The organism is Enterobacter sp. WCHEn090032 (assembly GCF_003986875.1).
Taxonomy (GTDB): domain Bacteria; phylum Pseudomonadota; class Gammaproteobacteria; order Enterobacterales; family Enterobacteriaceae; genus Enterobacter; species Enterobacter sichuanensis.
Genome location: NZ_RXRN01000034.1, coordinates 1 through 17,583, shown reverse-complemented (window position 1 = coordinate 17,583; position 17,583 = coordinate 1). Strand labels below are relative to the sequence as shown.

Annotated in this window: 19 protein-coding genes; 11 read left to right on the top strand and 8 right to left on the bottom strand. The window is 59.3% G+C overall.

From position 1 onward, the window contains the following. The first annotated feature begins 38 nt into the window (after positions 1-38). The 3 genes from EKN83_RS20600 to EKN83_RS20590 are packed head-to-tail and all read left to right on the top strand — an operon-like array spanning position 39 to position 1,878. Positions 39-653 carry a methylthioribulose 1-phosphate dehydratase gene (locus EKN83_RS20600; RefSeq protein ID WP_025756316.1) on the top strand — a complete coding sequence of 205 codons (615 nt, stop codon included), beginning with the start codon at positions 39-41 and terminating at the stop codon, positions 651-653. Then, positions 650-1,339, top strand: coding sequence for an acireductone synthase (mtnC, locus tag EKN83_RS20595; RefSeq protein ID WP_126801593.1), 690 nt, complete (start codon positions 650-652; stop codon positions 1,337-1,339). Before EKN83_RS20600 ends, mtnC begins: the two co-directional genes overlap by 4 nt. Continuing rightward, complete coding sequence (locus tag EKN83_RS20590) at positions 1,336-1,878, top strand: 1,2-dihydroxy-3-keto-5-methylthiopentene dioxygenase (protein ID WP_095450058.1); 543 nt, start codon at positions 1,336-1,338, stop codon at positions 1,876-1,878. Before mtnC ends, EKN83_RS20590 begins: the two co-directional genes overlap by 4 nt. Positions 1,879-1,943: 65 nt before the next feature. Here EKN83_RS20590 and EKN83_RS20585 read toward each other — a convergent pair whose 3' ends face one another. Both EKN83_RS20585 and mtnA read right to left on the bottom strand, forming a co-directional pair. After that, positions 1,944-2,414 (bottom strand): SRPBCC family protein, encoded by a 471-nt coding sequence (locus EKN83_RS20585; RefSeq protein ID WP_045286208.1) that lies wholly within the window; start codon positions 2,412-2,414, stop codon positions 1,944-1,946. Between the two features lie 42 nt (positions 2,415-2,456). Beyond that, positions 2,457-3,473, bottom strand: a complete 1,017-nt coding sequence (gene mtnA, locus EKN83_RS20580) for an S-methyl-5-thioribose-1-phosphate isomerase (protein WP_126801592.1) — start codon at positions 3,471-3,473, stop codon at positions 2,457-2,459. A 105-nt stretch (positions 3,474-3,578) separates the two neighbouring features. On the opposite strand from mtnA, the gene mtnK reads away from it, so the two are divergent. Beyond that, on the top strand, positions 3,579-4,778 hold the full coding sequence (mtnK, locus tag EKN83_RS20575; protein WP_047958005.1) for an S-methyl-5-thioribose kinase: 1,200 nt from the start codon (positions 3,579-3,581) through the stop codon (positions 4,776-4,778). 40 nt (positions 4,779-4,818) lie between these two features. Here mtnK and EKN83_RS20570 read toward each other — a convergent pair whose 3' ends face one another. The 4 genes from EKN83_RS20570 to EKN83_RS20555 form a co-directional block, all read right to left on the bottom strand. Further along, positions 4,819-6,060 carry an LVIVD repeat-containing protein gene (locus EKN83_RS20570; protein ID WP_126801591.1) on the bottom strand — a complete coding sequence of 414 codons (1,242 nt, stop codon included), beginning with the start codon at positions 6,058-6,060 and terminating at the stop codon, positions 4,819-4,821. Positions 6,061-6,152: 92 nt separating this feature from the next. After that, positions 6,153-7,217 (bottom strand): sugar ABC transporter substrate-binding protein, encoded by a 1,065-nt coding sequence (locus EKN83_RS20565; RefSeq protein ID WP_104556695.1) that lies wholly within the window; start codon positions 7,215-7,217, stop codon positions 6,153-6,155. A 19-nt stretch (positions 7,218-7,236) separates the two neighbouring features. After that, entirely contained in the window at positions 7,237-8,232 is a 996-nt protein-coding gene (locus EKN83_RS20560) for an ABC transporter permease (RefSeq protein WP_045286213.1), read from the bottom strand. Continuing rightward, positions 8,229-9,731: a sugar ABC transporter ATP-binding protein gene (locus tag EKN83_RS20555; protein ID WP_047958002.1), complete on the bottom strand. Its 1,503-nt coding sequence runs from the start codon at positions 9,729-9,731 to the stop codon at positions 8,229-8,231. The genes EKN83_RS20560 and EKN83_RS20555 overlap by 4 nt, the downstream gene beginning before the upstream one ends. A 159-nt stretch (positions 9,732-9,890) precedes the next feature. Here EKN83_RS20555 and EKN83_RS20550 point away from each other — a divergent pair, with 159 nt between their 5' ends. From EKN83_RS20550 to EKN83_RS20535, 4 genes are all read left to right on the top strand, one after another. After that, the gene (locus EKN83_RS20550; protein WP_126801590.1) at positions 9,891-10,979 is read left to right on the top strand and encodes an oxidoreductase; all 1,089 of its coding nucleotides are present in this window, start codon (positions 9,891-9,893) and stop codon (positions 10,977-10,979) included. A gap of 57 nt (positions 10,980-11,036) precedes the next feature. Then, positions 11,037-11,780, top strand: a complete 744-nt coding sequence (locus tag EKN83_RS20545) for an SDR family NAD(P)-dependent oxidoreductase (RefSeq protein ID WP_045286216.1) — start codon at positions 11,037-11,039, stop codon at positions 11,778-11,780. A gap of 183 nt (positions 11,781-11,963) precedes the next feature. Next, positions 11,964-12,269 carry a type II toxin-antitoxin system RelE family toxin gene (locus EKN83_RS20540; protein WP_025756304.1) on the top strand — a complete coding sequence of 102 codons (306 nt, stop codon included), beginning with the start codon at positions 11,964-11,966 and terminating at the stop codon, positions 12,267-12,269. Then, positions 12,241-12,645, top strand: a complete 405-nt coding sequence (locus tag EKN83_RS20535) for a helix-turn-helix domain-containing protein (protein ID WP_025756303.1) — start codon at positions 12,241-12,243, stop codon at positions 12,643-12,645. Before EKN83_RS20540 ends, EKN83_RS20535 begins: the two co-directional genes overlap by 29 nt. On the opposite strand, the gene EKN83_RS20530 is transcribed toward EKN83_RS20535, so the two are convergent. Together EKN83_RS20530 and cstA are read right to left on the bottom strand one after the other, a co-directional pair. Continuing rightward, positions 12,642-12,839 carry a YbdD/YjiX family protein gene (locus EKN83_RS20530; protein WP_014169079.1) on the bottom strand — a complete coding sequence of 66 codons (198 nt, stop codon included), beginning with the start codon at positions 12,837-12,839 and terminating at the stop codon, positions 12,642-12,644. The genes EKN83_RS20535 and EKN83_RS20530 overlap by 4 nt on opposite strands. A 60-nt stretch (positions 12,840-12,899) precedes the next feature. Further along, on the bottom strand, positions 12,900-15,005 hold the full coding sequence (cstA, locus tag EKN83_RS20525; RefSeq protein WP_126801589.1) for a pyruvate/proton symporter CstA: 2,106 nt from the start codon (positions 15,003-15,005) through the stop codon (positions 12,900-12,902). Positions 15,006-15,273: 268 nt separating this feature from the next. On the opposite strand from cstA, the gene EKN83_RS20520 reads away from it, so the two are divergent. From EKN83_RS20520 to EKN83_RS20510, 3 genes are read left to right on the top strand one after another with little or no spacing between them, the layout of a single operon-like run. Then, complete coding sequence (locus tag EKN83_RS20520) at positions 15,274-15,969, top strand: nucleoside recognition domain-containing protein (RefSeq protein ID WP_095449377.1); 696 nt, start codon at positions 15,274-15,276, stop codon at positions 15,967-15,969. After that, positions 15,966-16,430, top strand: coding sequence for a YjiG family protein (locus tag EKN83_RS20515; RefSeq protein ID WP_045286221.1), 465 nt, complete (start codon positions 15,966-15,968; stop codon positions 16,428-16,430). Before EKN83_RS20520 ends, EKN83_RS20515 begins: the two co-directional genes overlap by 4 nt. A 13-nt stretch (positions 16,431-16,443) precedes the next feature. After that, the gene (locus EKN83_RS20510) at positions 16,444-17,556 is read left to right on the top strand and encodes a M20 family metallopeptidase (protein ID WP_126801588.1); all 1,113 of its coding nucleotides are present in this window, start codon (positions 16,444-16,446) and stop codon (positions 17,554-17,556) included. Positions 17,557-17,583 lie beyond the last annotated feature (27 nt).

Here is a 17,583-nt window from a genome sequence, read left to right as displayed (position 1 = left end):
TATGCTATTCATATTCCTGTCCGGGAGGATACAAGGCAATGACAGACAACCCGCAACTCACCTCTCTGGTCGACGCCTGCCGCTGGATCGGGGCCAAAGGCTGGGCGCCTGCCACCGGCGGCAATATGTCGGTGCGTCAGGACGAACATCTGTGCTGGCTCAGTGAATCCGGAAAAGACAAAGGCAGCCTCACAACAGAGGATTTTTTGCAGGTGGAGATCGCCACCAACCGCGCGCCATCTGGCCGCAAGCCCTCGGCGGAGACCGGGCTGCACACCCTGATCTATCGTCTGTTCCCTGAAGCCAACGCCGTGTTGCACGTTCACACGGTTAACGCCACGGTGCTGTCGCGTCTGGTGAAAGAAGCTGAGCTCAACATCAGCGGCTTCGAGATGCAAAAATCCCTCACCGGGCAAACCAGCCATCTGGATACGGTGGCCATTCCGGTGTTTGACAACGACCAGGATATCGACGCCCTCGCCTCGCGAATCGCCCATTACGCACAGGAACGCCCGCTTAATTATGGTTTTCTTCTGCGCGGTCATGGCTTAACCTGCTGGGGACGCGATGTGGCCGAGGCCCGCCGTCATCTTGAAGGGTTAGAATTCTTATTTGAATGCGAAATGCGTTTACGACAACTGGAGAAGGTATGATTCGCGCAATTGTGACGGATATTGAAGGCACCACCAGCGATATCCGTTTTGTCCATGATGTTTTGTTCCCCTACGCGCGTGAGCGTCTGGCGGCCTTCGTCACCGCTCAGCAATACGCCGAGCCGGTCAAATCCATTCTGGACAACCTGCGCGATGAAATTGACGCGCCGCACGCCAGCGTCAGCACGCTTATCGACACCCTGTTTACCTTTATGGATGAAGACCGCAAATCGACGGCGCTGAAGGCACTGCAGGGGATTATCTGGCACGACGGATACGTCAATGGCGACTTTACCGGCCATCTCTACCCGGATGTGCTCCCTGCGCTGGAAAAATGGAAATCGCAAGGGATTGATCTCTATGTTTATTCCTCTGGCTCCGTCGCAGCGCAAAAACTGTTATTTGGCTACAGCGACGAAGGTGATATTACTCATCTGTTCAGCGGCTATTTTGATACCCATATCGGCGCCAAGCGTGAAGTGCAGTCTTATCAGAACATTGCGGCGCAAACGGGCATCTCCCCGTCGCAGATCCTGTTCCTGTCAGATATTCATCAGGAGCTGGACGCGGCTGAACAGGCAGGTTTTCGCACCCTGCAGCTGATTCGCGGCGATGATGACGGCGCAAGCCACCATCATCAGGTTCACCAGTTTGACGAGATTAACCCGGAGCAGATCCCTTCATGAGCGCATTGACCATTTATTCCGACAAAGACGCCCGTCAGCCTCTGTGGCAAAGCACTGATGCAGCCGAGATTGCCCAACAGCTCAACGCCAAAGGCGTGCGCTTTGAACGCTGGGCGGCCGATCGGGATTTAGGACAGGACCCCACGCCTGAAGCCGTGATCGAAGCTTATCAGCATGCGATCGATAAGCTGGTGGCGGAGAAGGGTTACCAGAGCTGGGATGTGATCAGCCTGCGCGCCGACAACCCGCAGAAAGAGGCGCTGCGCGCGAAGTTCCTGAACGAGCACACCCACGGCGAAGATGAAGTGCGCTTCTTTGTAGAAGGTGCCGGGCTGTTCTGCCTGCACATTGGTGATGAGGTGTATCAGGTGCTGTGCGAGAAAAACGACCTGATTTCCGTGCCGGCGGGCACGCCGCACTGGTTTGATATGGGTTCAGAGCCGAACTTTACCGCGATCCGTATTTTCGACAACCCGGAAGGCTGGGTGGCCCGGTTTACCGGTGATGCGATTGCGGATGCGTATCCGCGCCTCGCATGATCTTTGCTCCCTCTCCCTGTGGGAGAGGGCCGGGGTGAGGGCCGGGGTGAGGGCACCAGCGCGCCCTACGCGTTAAGCCCCTTCACATACCCCACCAGTTGATCCAGCACAATCCCCCACCCTTCGTGGAAGCCCATCTGCTCATGCTGCTCGCGGATCGCCTTCGTTGGATGCCGCGCAATGGCCGTGTAGCGGGTCTTGCCCTCCCCGACATCTTCCAGCAACAGGATCGCCGTCATAAACGGCTTTTCGGCCGGTTTCCAGCCTTCGGTATAACCGTCGGTAAAGACCAGCTTTTTGCCAGGATCGATTTCCAGAAAGACGCCGCGGTTATCCATCCGCTGACCGTCCACCTCAAACACGGTGTTGAACCGCCCGCCCACGCGGAGATCGAGATCGCATTCGGTCACCTTATGGGGTGCAGGAATGAAGAAGTTTTTGATGTGCTCGGGCGTAGTCCAGCACAGCCATAGCAGGTCGCGCGGTGCATCCACCACGCGCTCCAGTTTTAAATCTGTCTCAGGGTCGAGCGTCACGATGTTGTCCTCTCAGGGGAACCCCTTAAAGGATAGCCGGAGTCAGGCGAATTTCCCGTTTGCCACCGCTTCCGGTGTGACCACGCCCGTATCCAGTACCCAGCCGCTAATCAACGAGGCAGGCGTAACGTCAAAGGCCGGGTTATAGACCCGTGCATTTTCCGGCGCCCACTGCACCGCGCCAAAGCTTCCCGCCACGCCCGTCACTTCGCTGGCGGCACGCTGCTCGATGGGGATCGCGTCCCCGTTCGGGCAGGCCGGGTCGAGCGTGGTCTGCGGCGCGGCAACGTAGAACGGAATACCGTGGAATTTCGCCAGCACCGCCAGAGAGTAGGTGCCAATTTTATTCGCCACATCACCGTTGGCGGCAATGCGGTCGGCCCCTACCCACACAGCGTCGACCTGACCTTTCGCCATCAGGCTGGCGGCCATGGAATCGGTGATAAGCTGATACGGCACACCCAGCTCGCCAAGCTCCCATGCGGTCAGCCTGCCGCCCTGCAGCAGCGGCCGGGTTTCATCCACCCAGACGTTAGTGACGTTGCCTTCCTGATGCGCACGGGCAATAACGCCGAGCGCGGTTCCCACGCCCGCGGTTGCGAGACCGCCAGTGTTGCAGTGGGTCAGCAGACGGCTACCGGGCTTCACCAGCGCACTGCCCGCACGCGCGATGGCGTCGCAGAGCTGCTTATCCTCATCAATCAGACGCAACGCTTCCGCCGTCAGCGCTGGCACAAAATCTTCCTGCCAGAGCGCCAGCTTCATGCGGTCGAGGTTGTTCATCAGGTTAACCGCCGTCGGCCGGGAGGCGCACAGCGTTTCCAGCGCCAGCGCCAGTTCATCACGGCTTTTGCCGTTTTCGGCCAACAGCGCCAGCAGCAGGCTTGCAGAGAGACCAATCAGCGGCGCACCGCGCACGCGAAGGGCATGAATATGCCCCACCAGCGCCTCTACCGTTGTCGCGTCCAGCCAGCGTTTCTCCTGCGGAAGCGCCTGCTGGTCGAGAATAAAGAGCTGATTATCCGTCACCCGCAGGCTGGTCGTCTGTATTGTCTGCATGTCGTTAATTCCCTGTTGCGTTGTTGTAGCACATTGTGTCAGGATGAAATCCAGATGTATAGACGTCTACATGTCTTTATTCGCAAAATCAGTGAGGAGCAGGCAATGTCGCAATACCGTACCTTTACCGCCCAGGACGCCGTGGAGTATGCCAGGCAGTTTGGCGGCCTTGATAATCCCTCATCGCTGGTAGAGGCGCAGGAAGTGGGCGACGGTAACCTTAATCTGGTTTTCAAAATTTACGATGCCCAGGGCGTGAGCCGTATCATCGTTAAGCAGGCACTCCCTTACGTGCGCTGCGTCGGCGAGTCCTGGCCGCTGACGCTGGACCGCGCGCGCCTGGAGGCGCAAACGCTGGTTGAGCACTACCGGCACAGCCCGCAACACACCGTGAAAATCCACCATTACGACCCGGAGCTGGCGGTGATGGTGATGGAAGATCTCTCCAGCCATCGCATCTGGCGCGGCGAGCTGATTAAAAATCATCACTACCCGCAGGCCGCACGTCAGCTGGGGGAATACCTGGCGCACACGCTGTTCCACACCAGCGATTTCTACCTGCACCCGCACGATAAAAAAGCACAGGTGGCGAAGTTCATTAACCCTGAGATGTGCGAGATCACGGAAGATCTGTTTTTCAACGATCCGTACCAGATCCACGCGCGCAACAGCTACCCGGCCGAGCTGGAAAGCGACGTCGCCGCCCTGCGCGACGACGCTCAGTTGAAAATTGCCGTGGCCTCACTCAAGCATCGCTTCTTCTCGCATGCCGAAGCGCTGCTGCACGGCGATATTCACAGCGGATCGATATTCGTGGCGGAAGACAGCCTGAAGGCCATCGACGCTGAGTTCGGCTACGTAGGCCCGATTGGCTTTGACGTGGGCACCGCTATCGGCAACCTGCTGCTCAATTTCTGCGGCCTGCCGGGGCATCTGGGCATTCGCGATGCCGCCGCCGCGCGCGAACAGCGCCTGACCGATATTCAGGAACTCTGGAACACCTTCGCGGAACGCTTCCAGGCGCTGGCACATGAGAAAACGCGCGATGCCGCGCTGAGCGTACCGGGCTATGCCTCCGCGTTTCTGAAAAAAGTCTGGCACGATGCCATCGGCTTCAGTGGCACCGAGCTGATCCGCCGCAGCGTAGGGCTTTCACACGTGGCGGATATCGACACCATCGCGGATGACGCCATGCGCCACGAATGCCTGCGCCACGCGATTACGCTCGGCAAGGCGCTGATTGTGATTGCCGATCGCATCGACAGCGTGGAAGAGCTGGTGGCACGGGTGCGTCAGTACAGCTGAGACCGTTTGCCCGGTGACGCTGCGCTTACCGGGCAAACTCTCACCCCAGATACTCAATCACCGACAGCCCGCCGTTATAATCCGTGCTGTAAATAATCCCCTGCGCATCCACAAACACATCGCATGACTGGATCACCTGCGGGCGATTCGGCCGCGTGTCCATCATCCTCTCAGGCGCAGCAGGCACCAGCGCACCGGTTTCCAACGGACGATACGGATTGGAAATGTCATACGCGCGTATGCCAGCATTCTGGTAAGTGGCAAAAATCAGCGTTGAGCTGACAAAGCTCCCCGGCCGGTTTTCATGCAGATTATGCGGTCCGAAATGTGCCCCTTTCGTCACGTAGTCTCTCTCATCCGGCTGCGGGAATGTTGAGATACTGACCGGGTTTGCCGGCTCGCGGATATCAAACAGCCAAATCAGTTTCTCGCCGTCTTCCTGATTGTCGAGCACCGCTTCGTCGAGCACCACCAGCAGATCGCGGTCGGGCAGCGGCAGCGCGGTGTGCGTCCCACCGCCAAACGGCGGACTCCAGTTGCGATGGCTAATTAATGTCGGCTGGGTGCGGTCTTTCACGTCCAGCAGCGTCAGACCGCCGTCGCGCCAGCTGCCGTAGGCGGTATCGCCTGCGACGATCGCATGATGCAGCGCATAGCGTTTGCCTTCCGGCCAGTCAGGCTTTTCCCCTGCCGCCTGATTCATCCCCGGCAGCCACCAGCGCCCTGCCACTTCGGGCTTACGCGGATCGGCCAGATCGATGGTCAGGAAGATGTAGTCGGTAAAACCGTCGATCAGCGCGGACACATAGGCCCAGCGCCCGCCGACGTACCAGATGCGGTGAATGCCGATGCCGCTCAGTGACAGAAAGCCGATCTCACGCGGCTTGTCCGGCGTGGAAATATCAAACACGCGCAGCCCGGCGCTCCAGCCTTTGTCCTGCACGTCGCTGACGGTCTCTCCCACCTGACGGGTGTAGTAAACCTTCTCGTCGGCAAAACGGGCATCGGCAAACAGATCCCGGGCATTGATCACCAGCAGCAGATCGTCATGCGCCTGGAGGTGCACATTCCAGGTGCCGGGCGGCGCGGGAACATAGCCCGCGGGTTTGGGTTTTTTCGGGTCGCGCACGTCCACTATCGAAAAGCCCTGCGACACCATATGGCCGATCCAGGCGAAACCGCGGTGCACCATCAGCTGCACGCCGTCAGGGCGACCGCCCTGGTCGCTATGGCCAATCAGCCGCATATTGCGGCTGTATTCGGGGGTGGGTAATGCTGACATAGTGGATTCCTTTCGCCCGGTGGCGCTGCGCTTACCGGGCCTACGGGTGCAAAATGTAGGCCGGGTAAGGCGCAGCCGCCACCCGGCTTGTTTTATTTATTTTTCGCTTCCAGCGTCGCAAACCACGGGGCGATAAAATCTTCCGTCTGGCCCCAGCCCGGAATGATTTTCCCCAGCGACGCTACGTTCACCGCGCCCGGCTGGGCGGTCAGCAGGGCCTGCGGGATGGCCGCGGCTTTAAAATCGTAGGTGGCCGGTGTCGGTTCACCGGCAATCTTATTGGCCACCAGACGCACGTTGGTGGCCCCAATCAGCTTCGGATCCACCGCCACGCTCACCTTCCACGGGCTGCCCGGCTCGCGCATCAGCTGCAGATCCTGGTTGGAGATGTCGATGCTGTAGAGCTTGATCTCGGTGCGGCCGTTCTCTTTCAGCGCCTTATAGGCGCCCTGGCTGAAGGCGTCCCAGGTGCCCCAGATGGCGTCGATTTTACCTTTCGGGTATTTCGCCAGGATCGCGCCCACCTTGTTGGCGGTGTCACCCTGCACGTCAGACGAGACCGCGCCGATAGACTCCAGCTCTTTGATCTCCGGATACTGCTTTTGCAGCGCTTTATAGGCCGCCTGACGACGCTCCATCGGCGGGAAACCCGCCACCCACAGCTTGACGATATTGGCTTTGCCGTTGAAATCTTTCGCCAGCTGGCCGAAGGAGAGATTGGTCAGGGAGGCATCGTCCTGCTGGGTAACGGTCACGCCCGGGATCTCGCCGTTCACCGCAGTATCGAATACCGCGACTTTGATCCCGGCATCCACCGCTTTCTTCACCAGCGCAGTCGCATACGGATCGCGCCCCTGGGAGAGAATAATCCCGTCATATTTCTGGCTGATGGCCTGGTTCACAAAGTCCTGGAATTTGGCATCGTCCCCGTTGCTTAAAAAGGTGCTGACCTTAAAGCCGAGCTTCTTGCCTTCCTGAATCGCTCCGGCAATAAACTGCGTGGTGTTGTCGTCTGAACCGAGGTTACGGATCACCGCGATGCGGATCGGGCCGTCGTGGTTAGCAATGGCTGGTGGAAGCGGTGCCGGCGTGGCCGCAAAGCCAGGCAGAGCAGTGAATAACCCTAATGCCACCAAAGAGCGTGCAATCTTTTTCATTTTTTATCCCGTTGTGTTGTCAGCGTTTTTGTATGTAGGTAATCGCCAGCGCTACCGCGAGCACCAGCCCTTTTATAATGTCCATGGCGTAATACGGCACCGAGAGCATCACCAGCCCGTTCGACAGCACGCCAAGAATGATCGCCCCGACCAGGGTTCCCAGCGCGTTCGGCTTGCCGGAGCCGGCCAGTGAGAAGCCGATCCACGCCGCCGCCACCGCATCCATCAGGTAGCCGCCGCCCGCATTGACCTGCGACGAACCGATGCGCGAGGCCAGCAAAATCCCCCCCAGGCCCGCCAGCAGAGAGGCAATCACGTAGGCCGCGACCTTGTAACGGGTAGTGCGGATGCCGGAAAGGCGAGCCGCTTCCGGGTTACCGCCGATGGCGTACATCCGACGGCCGTGGGTGGTCAATGACAGGCCCAGCTGCGCCAGAATGGTCACCGCCAGCATGATGATCACGATGGTTGGCACCTGCCCCAGCAGGCTGAACGCCGCCGGAATGGTCCCTTCCGCCATGTCACCGCTCGGCAGCACCATGTTCTCGGTAATCGACCCGCCGTAGCTGTAAGTCATCGCCACGCCCTGGATCACAAACAGGCTGGCAAGCGTCGCGAGCATATCCGGAATACGCAGGATGACGATCAGAAAGGCGTTAAACAGCCCCACCAGCGTGCAGAGCGCGAGGGTGATCAGAATCGACTCGGTGGTGCCGAAGCCGTGCCAGACGAAGAGTGAAATCACCAGCGCGTTCGCCAGCGACGCGGTAGATCCCACGGAGAGATCGAACCCGCCAATGGTCAGCGAAATCGACACGCCAATGGCAATCACCGTCACGATGGCAATCGAACGCAGAATATTGATGATGTTATTCGGGTCGAGGAAGCTGTCCGACGCCAGGCCAAAAACGGCCACCAGCGCGACGACGGTCAGCAACATGCCCCACTTATAGAGAAAATCGAAAATCTGCTGACGGCCAGACGCCGCCGCGTTCACTGAAAGGGCCTTACTCACGACGCCGTTCCTCCGGTTGAATAATAAAGCAGGGTTTCTTCACGGGCCTCGGCCCCGGCGATTTCCGCCACGATACGCCCGTCCCACAGCACACAGATGCGGTCGCACAGCCCCACCAGCTCGGCAAACTCGCCGGAGGCGTAAATGACCCCTTTGCCCTCGCGCGCCAGGCCGTCAATCAGCTGGAACAGGTCGGTTTTGGCCTTCACATCCACGCCTTTGGTCGGTTCGTCGAATATCAGTACGCTGGCGTCATTGCGCAGCCATTTGCCGATGGCGACTTTCTGCTGGTTACCGCCGGACAGACGGCGCAGCACCTGCCCCGGCCCGCGCGCCCGCACGCCGACGCGGGCGATAACCTCTTCCGCCCAGCGCCACGCCTGACGATGGCCGAACAGGCTCCAGCGCGAGAAGCTGTTATCCGCCGTCACCGCCAGATTCATGCTCACCGGCTCGTCGATAAAAATGCCCTCTTTGCGCCGCTCCTCCGGCACCAGCGCCAGGCCGCGCAGCACCGAATCCGCCGGGTCGCGCGGTTTCCAGGGCTGATGATTCAGCTCACCGCGCGCCACGCGGCTTTTGCTGGCACCAAACAACGCTTTGCAGAGTTCGGTTTTACCTGCGCCCGCCAGCCCGGCTATGCCGAGAATTTCGCCTTTGCGCAGGTGCAGGGAGATATCTTTCAGCAGCGCGTCGTCGTGCAGCCCCTCCACGCGTAGCAGCGTTTCGTCGCCGTGCGCAGGGCGCGCGGGCGGGTAGATATCGCTCAGCACGTGGCCAAGCATCTTCTCGACAATCGCCTCGCCGCTGAGATCCGCCATTGGACCGGACTCAATCAGCTTGCCGTCGCGCAGCACCGTCAGGGTGTCGCAAATGGCTTTCAGCTCGTGAATGCGGTGCGAGATAAACACCACGCCGATGCCCTGCTGCTGTAAACGTCTGACCACAGCAAACAGGCGCTCGCTTTCGTGGGCGTCCAGCGGCGCGGTGGGCTCATCGAGAATTAAAAAACGGCAGTGATGGGACAACGCCCGCGCCAGCAAAATCTGCTGTTTTTCGGCAAGCGAACAGCTGTCGATAACGCGGCGTACGTCAAGAGAGACGTCCAGCTGTGCCAGGGCCTGTCTCGCCTGCTGGCGCAGCGTACGCCAGCTGAAGCGATGTCCCGGCTGCGCCAGCGTATCGAGCATGATGTTCTCGGCAATGGTTAATCCCGGGATCAACGCCACATCCACTTCCTGCTGTACCAGATGGATCCCCAGCCGTTTGGCGTCCAGCGGCTCGCGGATCGTCACCGGCTGGTTATTAATGCAGATCTCACCTTCATAACGTTCGTGCGTTCCGCACAGCACCGCCATCAGCGTTGATTTCCCCGCGCCATTGGCGCCGGTCAGGGCATGCACCGATCCGCCGGTTAGGGTGAAATTCACGCGCGACAGGGCCTGAAAGCCGGAAAAGGCCAGGCTGATACCGCGCATCTCAAGGCGACTGGAAACCATCCGCGTAAATCCTTCATTACTCTTCTGATTTAGCGAATTTTTCACAGCTCCGGTTGACTGACAACGACGGAAAAGGCATAAGTTAAAGCGAAATATTATTAGCCATCCGGATGTCCAGACATAACATCGGGTTAGCGCTTGCTAAAAAAGGACACCTTCATGAGCACCACCGATATCCGCGTCGTACCTGGCCCGGCGAACTACTTTTCCCATTCCGGAAGCCTTACGCGTCTGAATGACTTCTTTACCCCGGAACAGCTTTCCCGCGCGGTATGGATCTACGGCGAGCGCGCCATCGAAGGCGCGCGCCCTTTCCTGCCGGAGAGTTTTAACGCGCCGGGGGCGAAACACCTGCTGTTTAAAGGCCACTGCAGCGAGCGTGACGTCACCCACCTGGTGCATGACGCCGGCAGCGAGGCGAGCGTGGTGATTGGCGTTGGCGGTGGTGCGCTGCTCGATACCGCCAAAGCGGTGGCTCGCCGTCTGGGTATCCCGGTAGTGGCAATTCCGACCATCGCCGCCACCTGTGCGGCATGGACGCCACTTTCCGTCTGGTACAACGACGCCGGTCAGGCGCTGCAGTTTGAGATTTTCGACGACGCCAACTTCCTGGTGCTGGTCGAGCCGCAAATCATTCTCAACGCCCCGGCGGAGTACCTGCTGGCGGGGATTGGCGATACGCTGGCGAAGTGGTATGAAGCGGTGGTGCTGGCGCCTCAGCCTGAAAACCTGCCGCTGACCGTGCGGCTGGGCATTAACGGCGCGCTGGCGATCCGCGACGTGCTGCTGGCGCACAGCGAGGAAGCGCTGGCTGACCAGCAGCGCGGCGAACAAACCCAGGCATTCAGGGACGTGGTGGATGCCGTTATCGCCGGTGGCGGGATGGTCGGCGGCCTGGGCGAGCGCTATACCCGCGTGGCGGCGGCGCATGCAGTGCATAATGGCTTAACCGTACTGCCGCAAACGGAAAAATACCTGCACGGTACCAAGGTGGCCTACGGCATCCTGGTGCAAAGCGCTCTGCTCGGCCAGGAGGACGTGCTGGCACAGCTTATCTCGGCGTATCAGCGTTTCAACCTGCCGACCACGCTTCGCGCGCTGGAGGTCGATATCAATAACCACGAGGAACTGGATAAGGTCATTGCTCATACCCTGCGCCCGGTAGAGTCAATTCATTATCTGCCGGTGACGTTAACGCCTGAGGTTCTGCGCGCGGCGTTTGAGAAGGTGGAATCCTTCAGCCGTTAATTGCCCCGAGGGACTATACCTAATGATGATTCTCACCATTCTCGCAACGAGGTCATCATGCAGATCGATTTAACAGGTAAGAAGGCGCTGGTTACCGGCGCCAGCCGTGGGTTGGGTCGCGCTATCGCGCTGTCGCTGGCGCGCGCCGGTGCCGACGTGGTTATTACGTATGAAAAATCGGCCGATAAAGCCCAGGCGGTTGCCGATGAAATTAAGGCGCTTGGGCGGCACGGTGAAGCGGTGCAGGCCGACAGCGCCAGCGCGCAGGCCATTCAGGATGCCGTCACCCATGCGGCGCGCGCCCTCGGCGGGCTGGACATTCTGGTCAACAACGCCGGGATTGCGCGCGGCGGCCCGCTGGAGTCCATGACGCTGGCGGACATTGACGCCCTGATCAACGTCAATATTCGTGGAGTGGTCATCGCCATTCAGGAGGCTCTGGTGCATATGTCTGACGGTGGGCGCATCATTAACATCGGCAGCTGTCTGGCTAACCGCGTGGCCATGCCGGGCATTGCCGTTTACTCAATGACGAAGTCCGCCCTCAACTCTCTTACCCGCGGTCTGGCGCGCGATCTAGGCCCGCGCGGCATCACCGTTAACCTGGTCCATCCTGGCCCTACCAACAGCGACATGAACCCGGAGGATGGTGAGCAGGCAGAAGCGCAGCGCCAGATGATTGCCGTCGGTCACTACGGCCAGCCGGAGGACATCGCCGCGGCGGTCACCTTCCTTGCCAGCCCGGCCGCCGGGCAGATCTCCGGCACAGGACTGGACGTGGACGGCGGTCTGAACGCCTGATCGCACACTCTCTGCAAGCCTCTGTCGCCAGGCAGAGGCGTTTTGAAGCCGCCTCGAGGGAATGCGTTTTGCCTCTTACCGGCGTTTATTCTCCGCTCTACAGTACCCCATAAGAAATTCGGAATTTATCTAATAGTCTTATTATTTCCTTATATTTTGTGTGGGCGTACAGTGGAGGTACGGATGAAGATTGTCTGGTCCAATGGTGCAAAGAAGGCGTTTTCAAAGATTGACGAGCGGTATCAGCGACGCATTGAGGTAAAGCTTGCTGAACTGGATGACCGTTCCGCTCCCCGGCCCGATATCAAAAAAATATCGGCGACAGAAGATCATTTCCGGCTACGCGTTGGCGATTATCGCATCATCTATACGCTTCGGGACGATCCCGATGACCATTGTTATGTTTTGGCCATCAAGCGTAGAACTTCAACGACTTACCTGCATGAGGAGAGTGCACCCTATGGCTGTACAGCTAATCAAGGACGATAACGGGAAAACGCAGTACGTCGTTATTCCCTATCACGAATATTTTCGTATGCTCTTACAGATGGCAGAAATTGACGACGAAACCGACGACGACCTGGAGGATATTGAAGTCGAACACGATAGTCTGGATGACGTTGAGCTTCCTGGCGAGGTTTGCAGCATCATGACCTGGCAGAACGTCAGCCTGCAGGCCGCATGGCGCATCCTGCGCGGCATGTCCCAGCAGGAGGTGGCAGAGAAACTGGGTATCAGCCAGTCCGCCGTGTCACAGCTGGAAGCGCTGGACTCGCGCCCGCAAAAGCGTACCCGCGAAAAACTCGCGGCACTTTATGGCTGTAAGCAGGAACAGATCAGCCTCTATTTACCGAAAGAGGGTTAACAGCACTTCGCCCCGCCCTTGCCGCCGTAGCGGGCGTCCTGGCGATCGCGGAAAAATGCTTCGTAGGTCATTGGCGTCTGGTCCGGATGGTTGACCCGCATATGCTCGACGTAGTTGTCGTAATCCGGTACGCCGATCATCATTTTGGCGGCCTGGCCCAGGTACTTACCTGCTTTGGAAAGGGTGTCGAACATATTTCTCATCTCACAGGAAAAGTAGGCCGGGTAAGGCGAAGCCGCCACCCGGCACAAAGGTTAATGCGCCCCTTTCGCCTGGGTGACAATCGTTTCCAGGTTTTCAGGCATTGGCTCATACGGTGTCTCTTTCGCCGTCGGCTTGTCTTCTTTCAGCGCCGCCAGCGCGGTCTTCAGAGAATACAACGCCAGCACCACGACCACCACCATAAAGAAGATGGTCAGCCCGGCATCCAGACGGTTGTTAAACACCAGCTGCGACAGCTGTGATTCCGTGTACTGCGCCGGGATCTTACCGCTGTCGATCATCGCCTGGAACTTGTTGGCAATCGCCAGGAAGCCCACTTTATTGTCCGGACTGAAGGCTTTCTGCCAGCCCGCCGTCAGGGTACAAATCAGCAGCCAGGCCGTTGGTACCAGCGCCACCCATGCATAACGCTGACGTTTCATCTTGAACAGCACCACTGCACACAGCATCAGCGCCATGCCTGCCAGCATCTGGTTGGCAATCCCGAACAGCGGCCACAGGGTGTTAATCCCCCCCAGCGGGTCGACCACGCCCTGATGCAGGAAGTAGCCCCACGCCAGCACGCACAGGGCCGTCGCCAGCAGGTTCGCCGGTAGCGACTCAGTACGCTTCAGGTTCGGGGAGATCACCCCCAGCAGATCCTGCAGCATAAAGCGCGCCGCACGGGTTCCCGCATCCACCGCCGTCAGGATAAACAGCGCTTCAAACAGAATGGCGAAGTGATACCAGAATGACACGTCCATCAGCCCGCCCAGCGCGCCATGGAGGATATACGCCATACCGACCGCAAGCGTAGGCGCCCCGCCCGCTCGTGAGATAATTGACTGCTCGCCCACTTCACTGGCGATAGCCGTCAACGTATCAGGGGTAATCGCAAAGCCCCAGCCGCTCACCACCTGCGCGGCAGACGCCACGACGTCAGCGGTGCCCGCCGGCGCCAGAACCGCCATCGGGCTGTTCATCGCAAAGTAGACGCCCGGGTCGATAACGCAGGCGGAGACCAGCGCCATAATCGCCACGAAAGATTCCATCAGCATGCCGCCGTAGCCAATCAGGCAGGCCTGATTTTCATTTGCCAGCATCTTCGGCGTGGTGCCGGAAGCAATCAGCGCGTGGAAGCCCGACACCGCACCACAGGCGATGGTGATAAACAGGAACGGGAACAGATTGCCGGTCCAGACCGGGCCGGTGCCGTCGATGAATTTGGTCAGCGCAGGCATGGTCAGGGTCGGGCGCATAATCAGAATGCCAATCGCCAGCCCGACGATGGTACCGATTTTCAGAAAGGTGGAGAGGTAATCGCGCGGGGCCAGCAAGAGCCACACCGGCAGCACCGCCGCCACAAAGCCGTAGCCCACCAGCATCCAGGTGAGCTGTACGCCGGTAAAGTCAAAGAACGGTGCCCAGGTCGGGCTTTCCGCTACCCAGCCGCCGGAGATAATGGCGAACACCAGCAGCACCAGACCAATGACCGACACCTCACCAATGCGTCCCGGACGCAGGTAACGAATGTAGATCCCCATAAAAATGGCCAGTGGAATGGTGAACGCGACGGTGTAGGTCCCCCACGGGCTGTGGGTCAGCGCTTTCACCACAATCATCGCCAGCACCGCAAGGATGATCACCATGATCATAAAGGTCGCCACCAGCGCAATCACCCCGGCGGTGGCCCCCATCTCCTCTTTCACCAGCTCGCCCAGTGAACGGCCGTCGCGACGGGTGGAGACGAACAGCACCATAAAGTCCTGCACCGCCCCCGCCAGCACCACGCCGGCGAGGATCCAGATCATCCCCGGCAAATAGCCCATCTGCGCCGCCAGCACCGGCCCAACCAGCGGGCCCGCTCCGGCAATCGCCGCAAAATGGTGACCGAACAGCACTTTCTTGTCCGTCGGAACGTAGTCCAGCCCGTCGTTATGGCGAACGGCGGGGGTCATGCGCGTGGCGTCAACCGCTAAAACATTCTTCGCGATATAGCGGCCATAAAAACGGTACGCGATCAGGTAAATGCAGACGGAGGCAACGACAATCCACAGCGCGTTGATCTGTTCCCCCCGGTTGAGGGCGATATAACCCAGGGCAAAGGCTCCCACAACGGAGAGCCCTGCCCATAAAAGGTGTTTCCCTGAGTTGTTCATAATGGTGATCCGTTGTTGTGAAACAGTGAGATGTTACATTTTGTTTCTAGAACAACAGCGAAAATTTAACAACTTTGAAACGCAATAATGCGTGGTCAAACCAGACATTTACACCACATTGTTAAGCCGATCACTTTCGTACCGTCACCGGTCACACTTTTGCCTTTTTCGTCCCGCCCCGGCCTTACGGGATGATTTGTATCATTTTTTTTGCCCGAAACCCCGCCAGAATGACCCTGCGCAATGGCGTGCATACAAGGAAAAGGATATGAACAGTTCAGTACCTCAGGATAGTAAGGTCGGGCCCGGCGCGTACTTCGCCCTGGCGTTTGCAGCCGTCTTCTTCTCTGGCCTGTTGGGCGGAAAAGAGTGGTACGGCGTGTTTGATTTCACCACCCTGAACGGTGCGTTTGGCAAAGTGGTCAGTAAAGCCAGCCTGGAGGATGGCACTCTGACGACGGCCAGCAGCGCCTTTCGCGGCACAGGCGGCAGCGGTGCGATGGACGGCTTTCTCTTCGCGCTCGGTCTTATTCCGGCCGTGATGTTTGCGCTTGGGATGATCAACGTGCTGGAGCACTACGGCGCCCTGCGTGCCGCCCGCAAGCTCTTAACCCCGCTGCTGCGCCCCCTGCTGGGCATTCCCGGCACCACCGGGCTGGCACTGATAGGCAGCCTGCAAAGCACCGACGTGGGCGCGTCACTCACCCGAAACCTGTCTGATGAAGGGCAAATCAGCGAAAAAGAGAAAGATGTCTTCGCCATGTTCCAGTTTTCCGCCGGGGCGATGATCACCAACTTTTTCTCCTCCGGCGCCATCCTCTTTACGCTGGTGGCCGTCGACGGCACGGCTGCCGTTCCCACCTCCATCGGCGCCTGCATCGCTGTGATGTTCATCATGAAAATCGTGGGGGCAAATCTGCTGCGTTTGCTCCTCTCTTTCACCGCTAAAGGAGACGCCGCATGAGTGCTCCACAATCCAACCCGGTTATCACTGATGTCTTCGTCGAGGGGGCACGCAAAGGCTGGAGCATTGCCACCAGCAGCACCCTGCCCAACGTGGTAATGGCGTTTATCATCATCAAAGCGCTGGAGATCACCGGCGCGCTAAAAGGACTGGGGATGCTCTTCGCCCCGCTGATGGGGCTGTTTGGCCTGCCGGGCGAAGCCGCCGCCGTGCTGATTGGCGGCTGGATGTCGATGGGCGGTGGGATAGGCGTCGCCATTGGTCTGTTTGATAAGGGCATTCTCACCGGCGAGCACCTGGCGATTCTGGCGCCTGCCATCTACCTGATGGGCTCGCAGGTGCAGTACCTGGGCCGCATTCTGGGGGTAATCGGCACCCGCGCCAGACGCATTCCGCTGATGATCGCCATCTCGGTAGTCAACGCATTCTTAGCCATGCTGCTGATGCGCATTATTCTCTGAACAGGACGTGAACATGAATCTTGACCATTACATCGAAGAACTGAAAAGCCTGGTGAACGTAGACTGTGGAACCCAGACGATTGCAGGCGTCGCCACCGTGGCAGCCGTTATGCAGCAGCTCTGGCAGCGCGAGGGCTGGCATACCGAACAGGTGAACCTGGGCGACAAGGTGGGTCCCGGCGTTTTCGTCTGCAACAAGCCGCAGGCACAACAGTTTGACGTGCTGCTGGTGGGCCATCTGGACACCGTGTTTGCCCCCGGCACCGTGGCCGGGCGCCCGCTGAGCGAGGACGATACTCGCCTGTACGGCCCCGGCGTCTCGGATATGAAGAGCGGACTGCTGAATATTTTATGGGCAATGCGCGAACTGGACACCGCTGACAAAGAACGTCTGGCGATAGCCGTGGCGATGAACCCGGACGAAGAGACGGGTTCTGTCTATTCCCACGAATGGATTGGCACGCTGGCAAAACGCTCCCGCTGCGTGCTGGTCTGCGAAGCCGCCCGCGCCGACGGCTCGCTGGTAAAAGCGCGGAAAGGCATGGCGGGCTATCACCTCACCTTTAGCGGCGTGGCGGCGCATGCGGGTAACGACCCGGAAAAGGGCCGCTCGGCGATCGCCGCCCTGGCGAACAGCGTTATCGCCATTAATGCCCTGACGAACTGGGATCGCGGCACCACGCTGAACGTTGGGGTGATACAGGGCGGCAGCGCGGCGAACGTGGTCGCGGACAGCGCTGTAGCCGAACTGGACGTTCGCTTCTGGGAAAACGATGAGTATGACCGGGTAAATCAGGCGCTGGAGGCGTTATGTGAAAAAGGCTTTCTGGACGGCGTGACCACCACGCTGACGCGGGTTAACCACAAACCGGCGATGGCAGCAAGCGTTGCAACGCACGCGCTGATGCAGCAGGTTGAAGCGGCAGGGAAAGCGGAAGGTATCGCCATTACCTGGCAGGCAGTTGGCGGCGGCAGCGATGCCAACCACACCGCGGCGCTCGGCATCCCGACGCTTGACGGCTTCGGGCCCGTTGGCGCCGGGTTCCACAGCCCCGCGGAGTGGCTGGATAAAGCGTCCATAGCGCCGAGAATTCGGTTACTTAAGCGCGTCGTTTCAATGCTCTAATTTTGCACGACACTGTCCCCTCTCCCT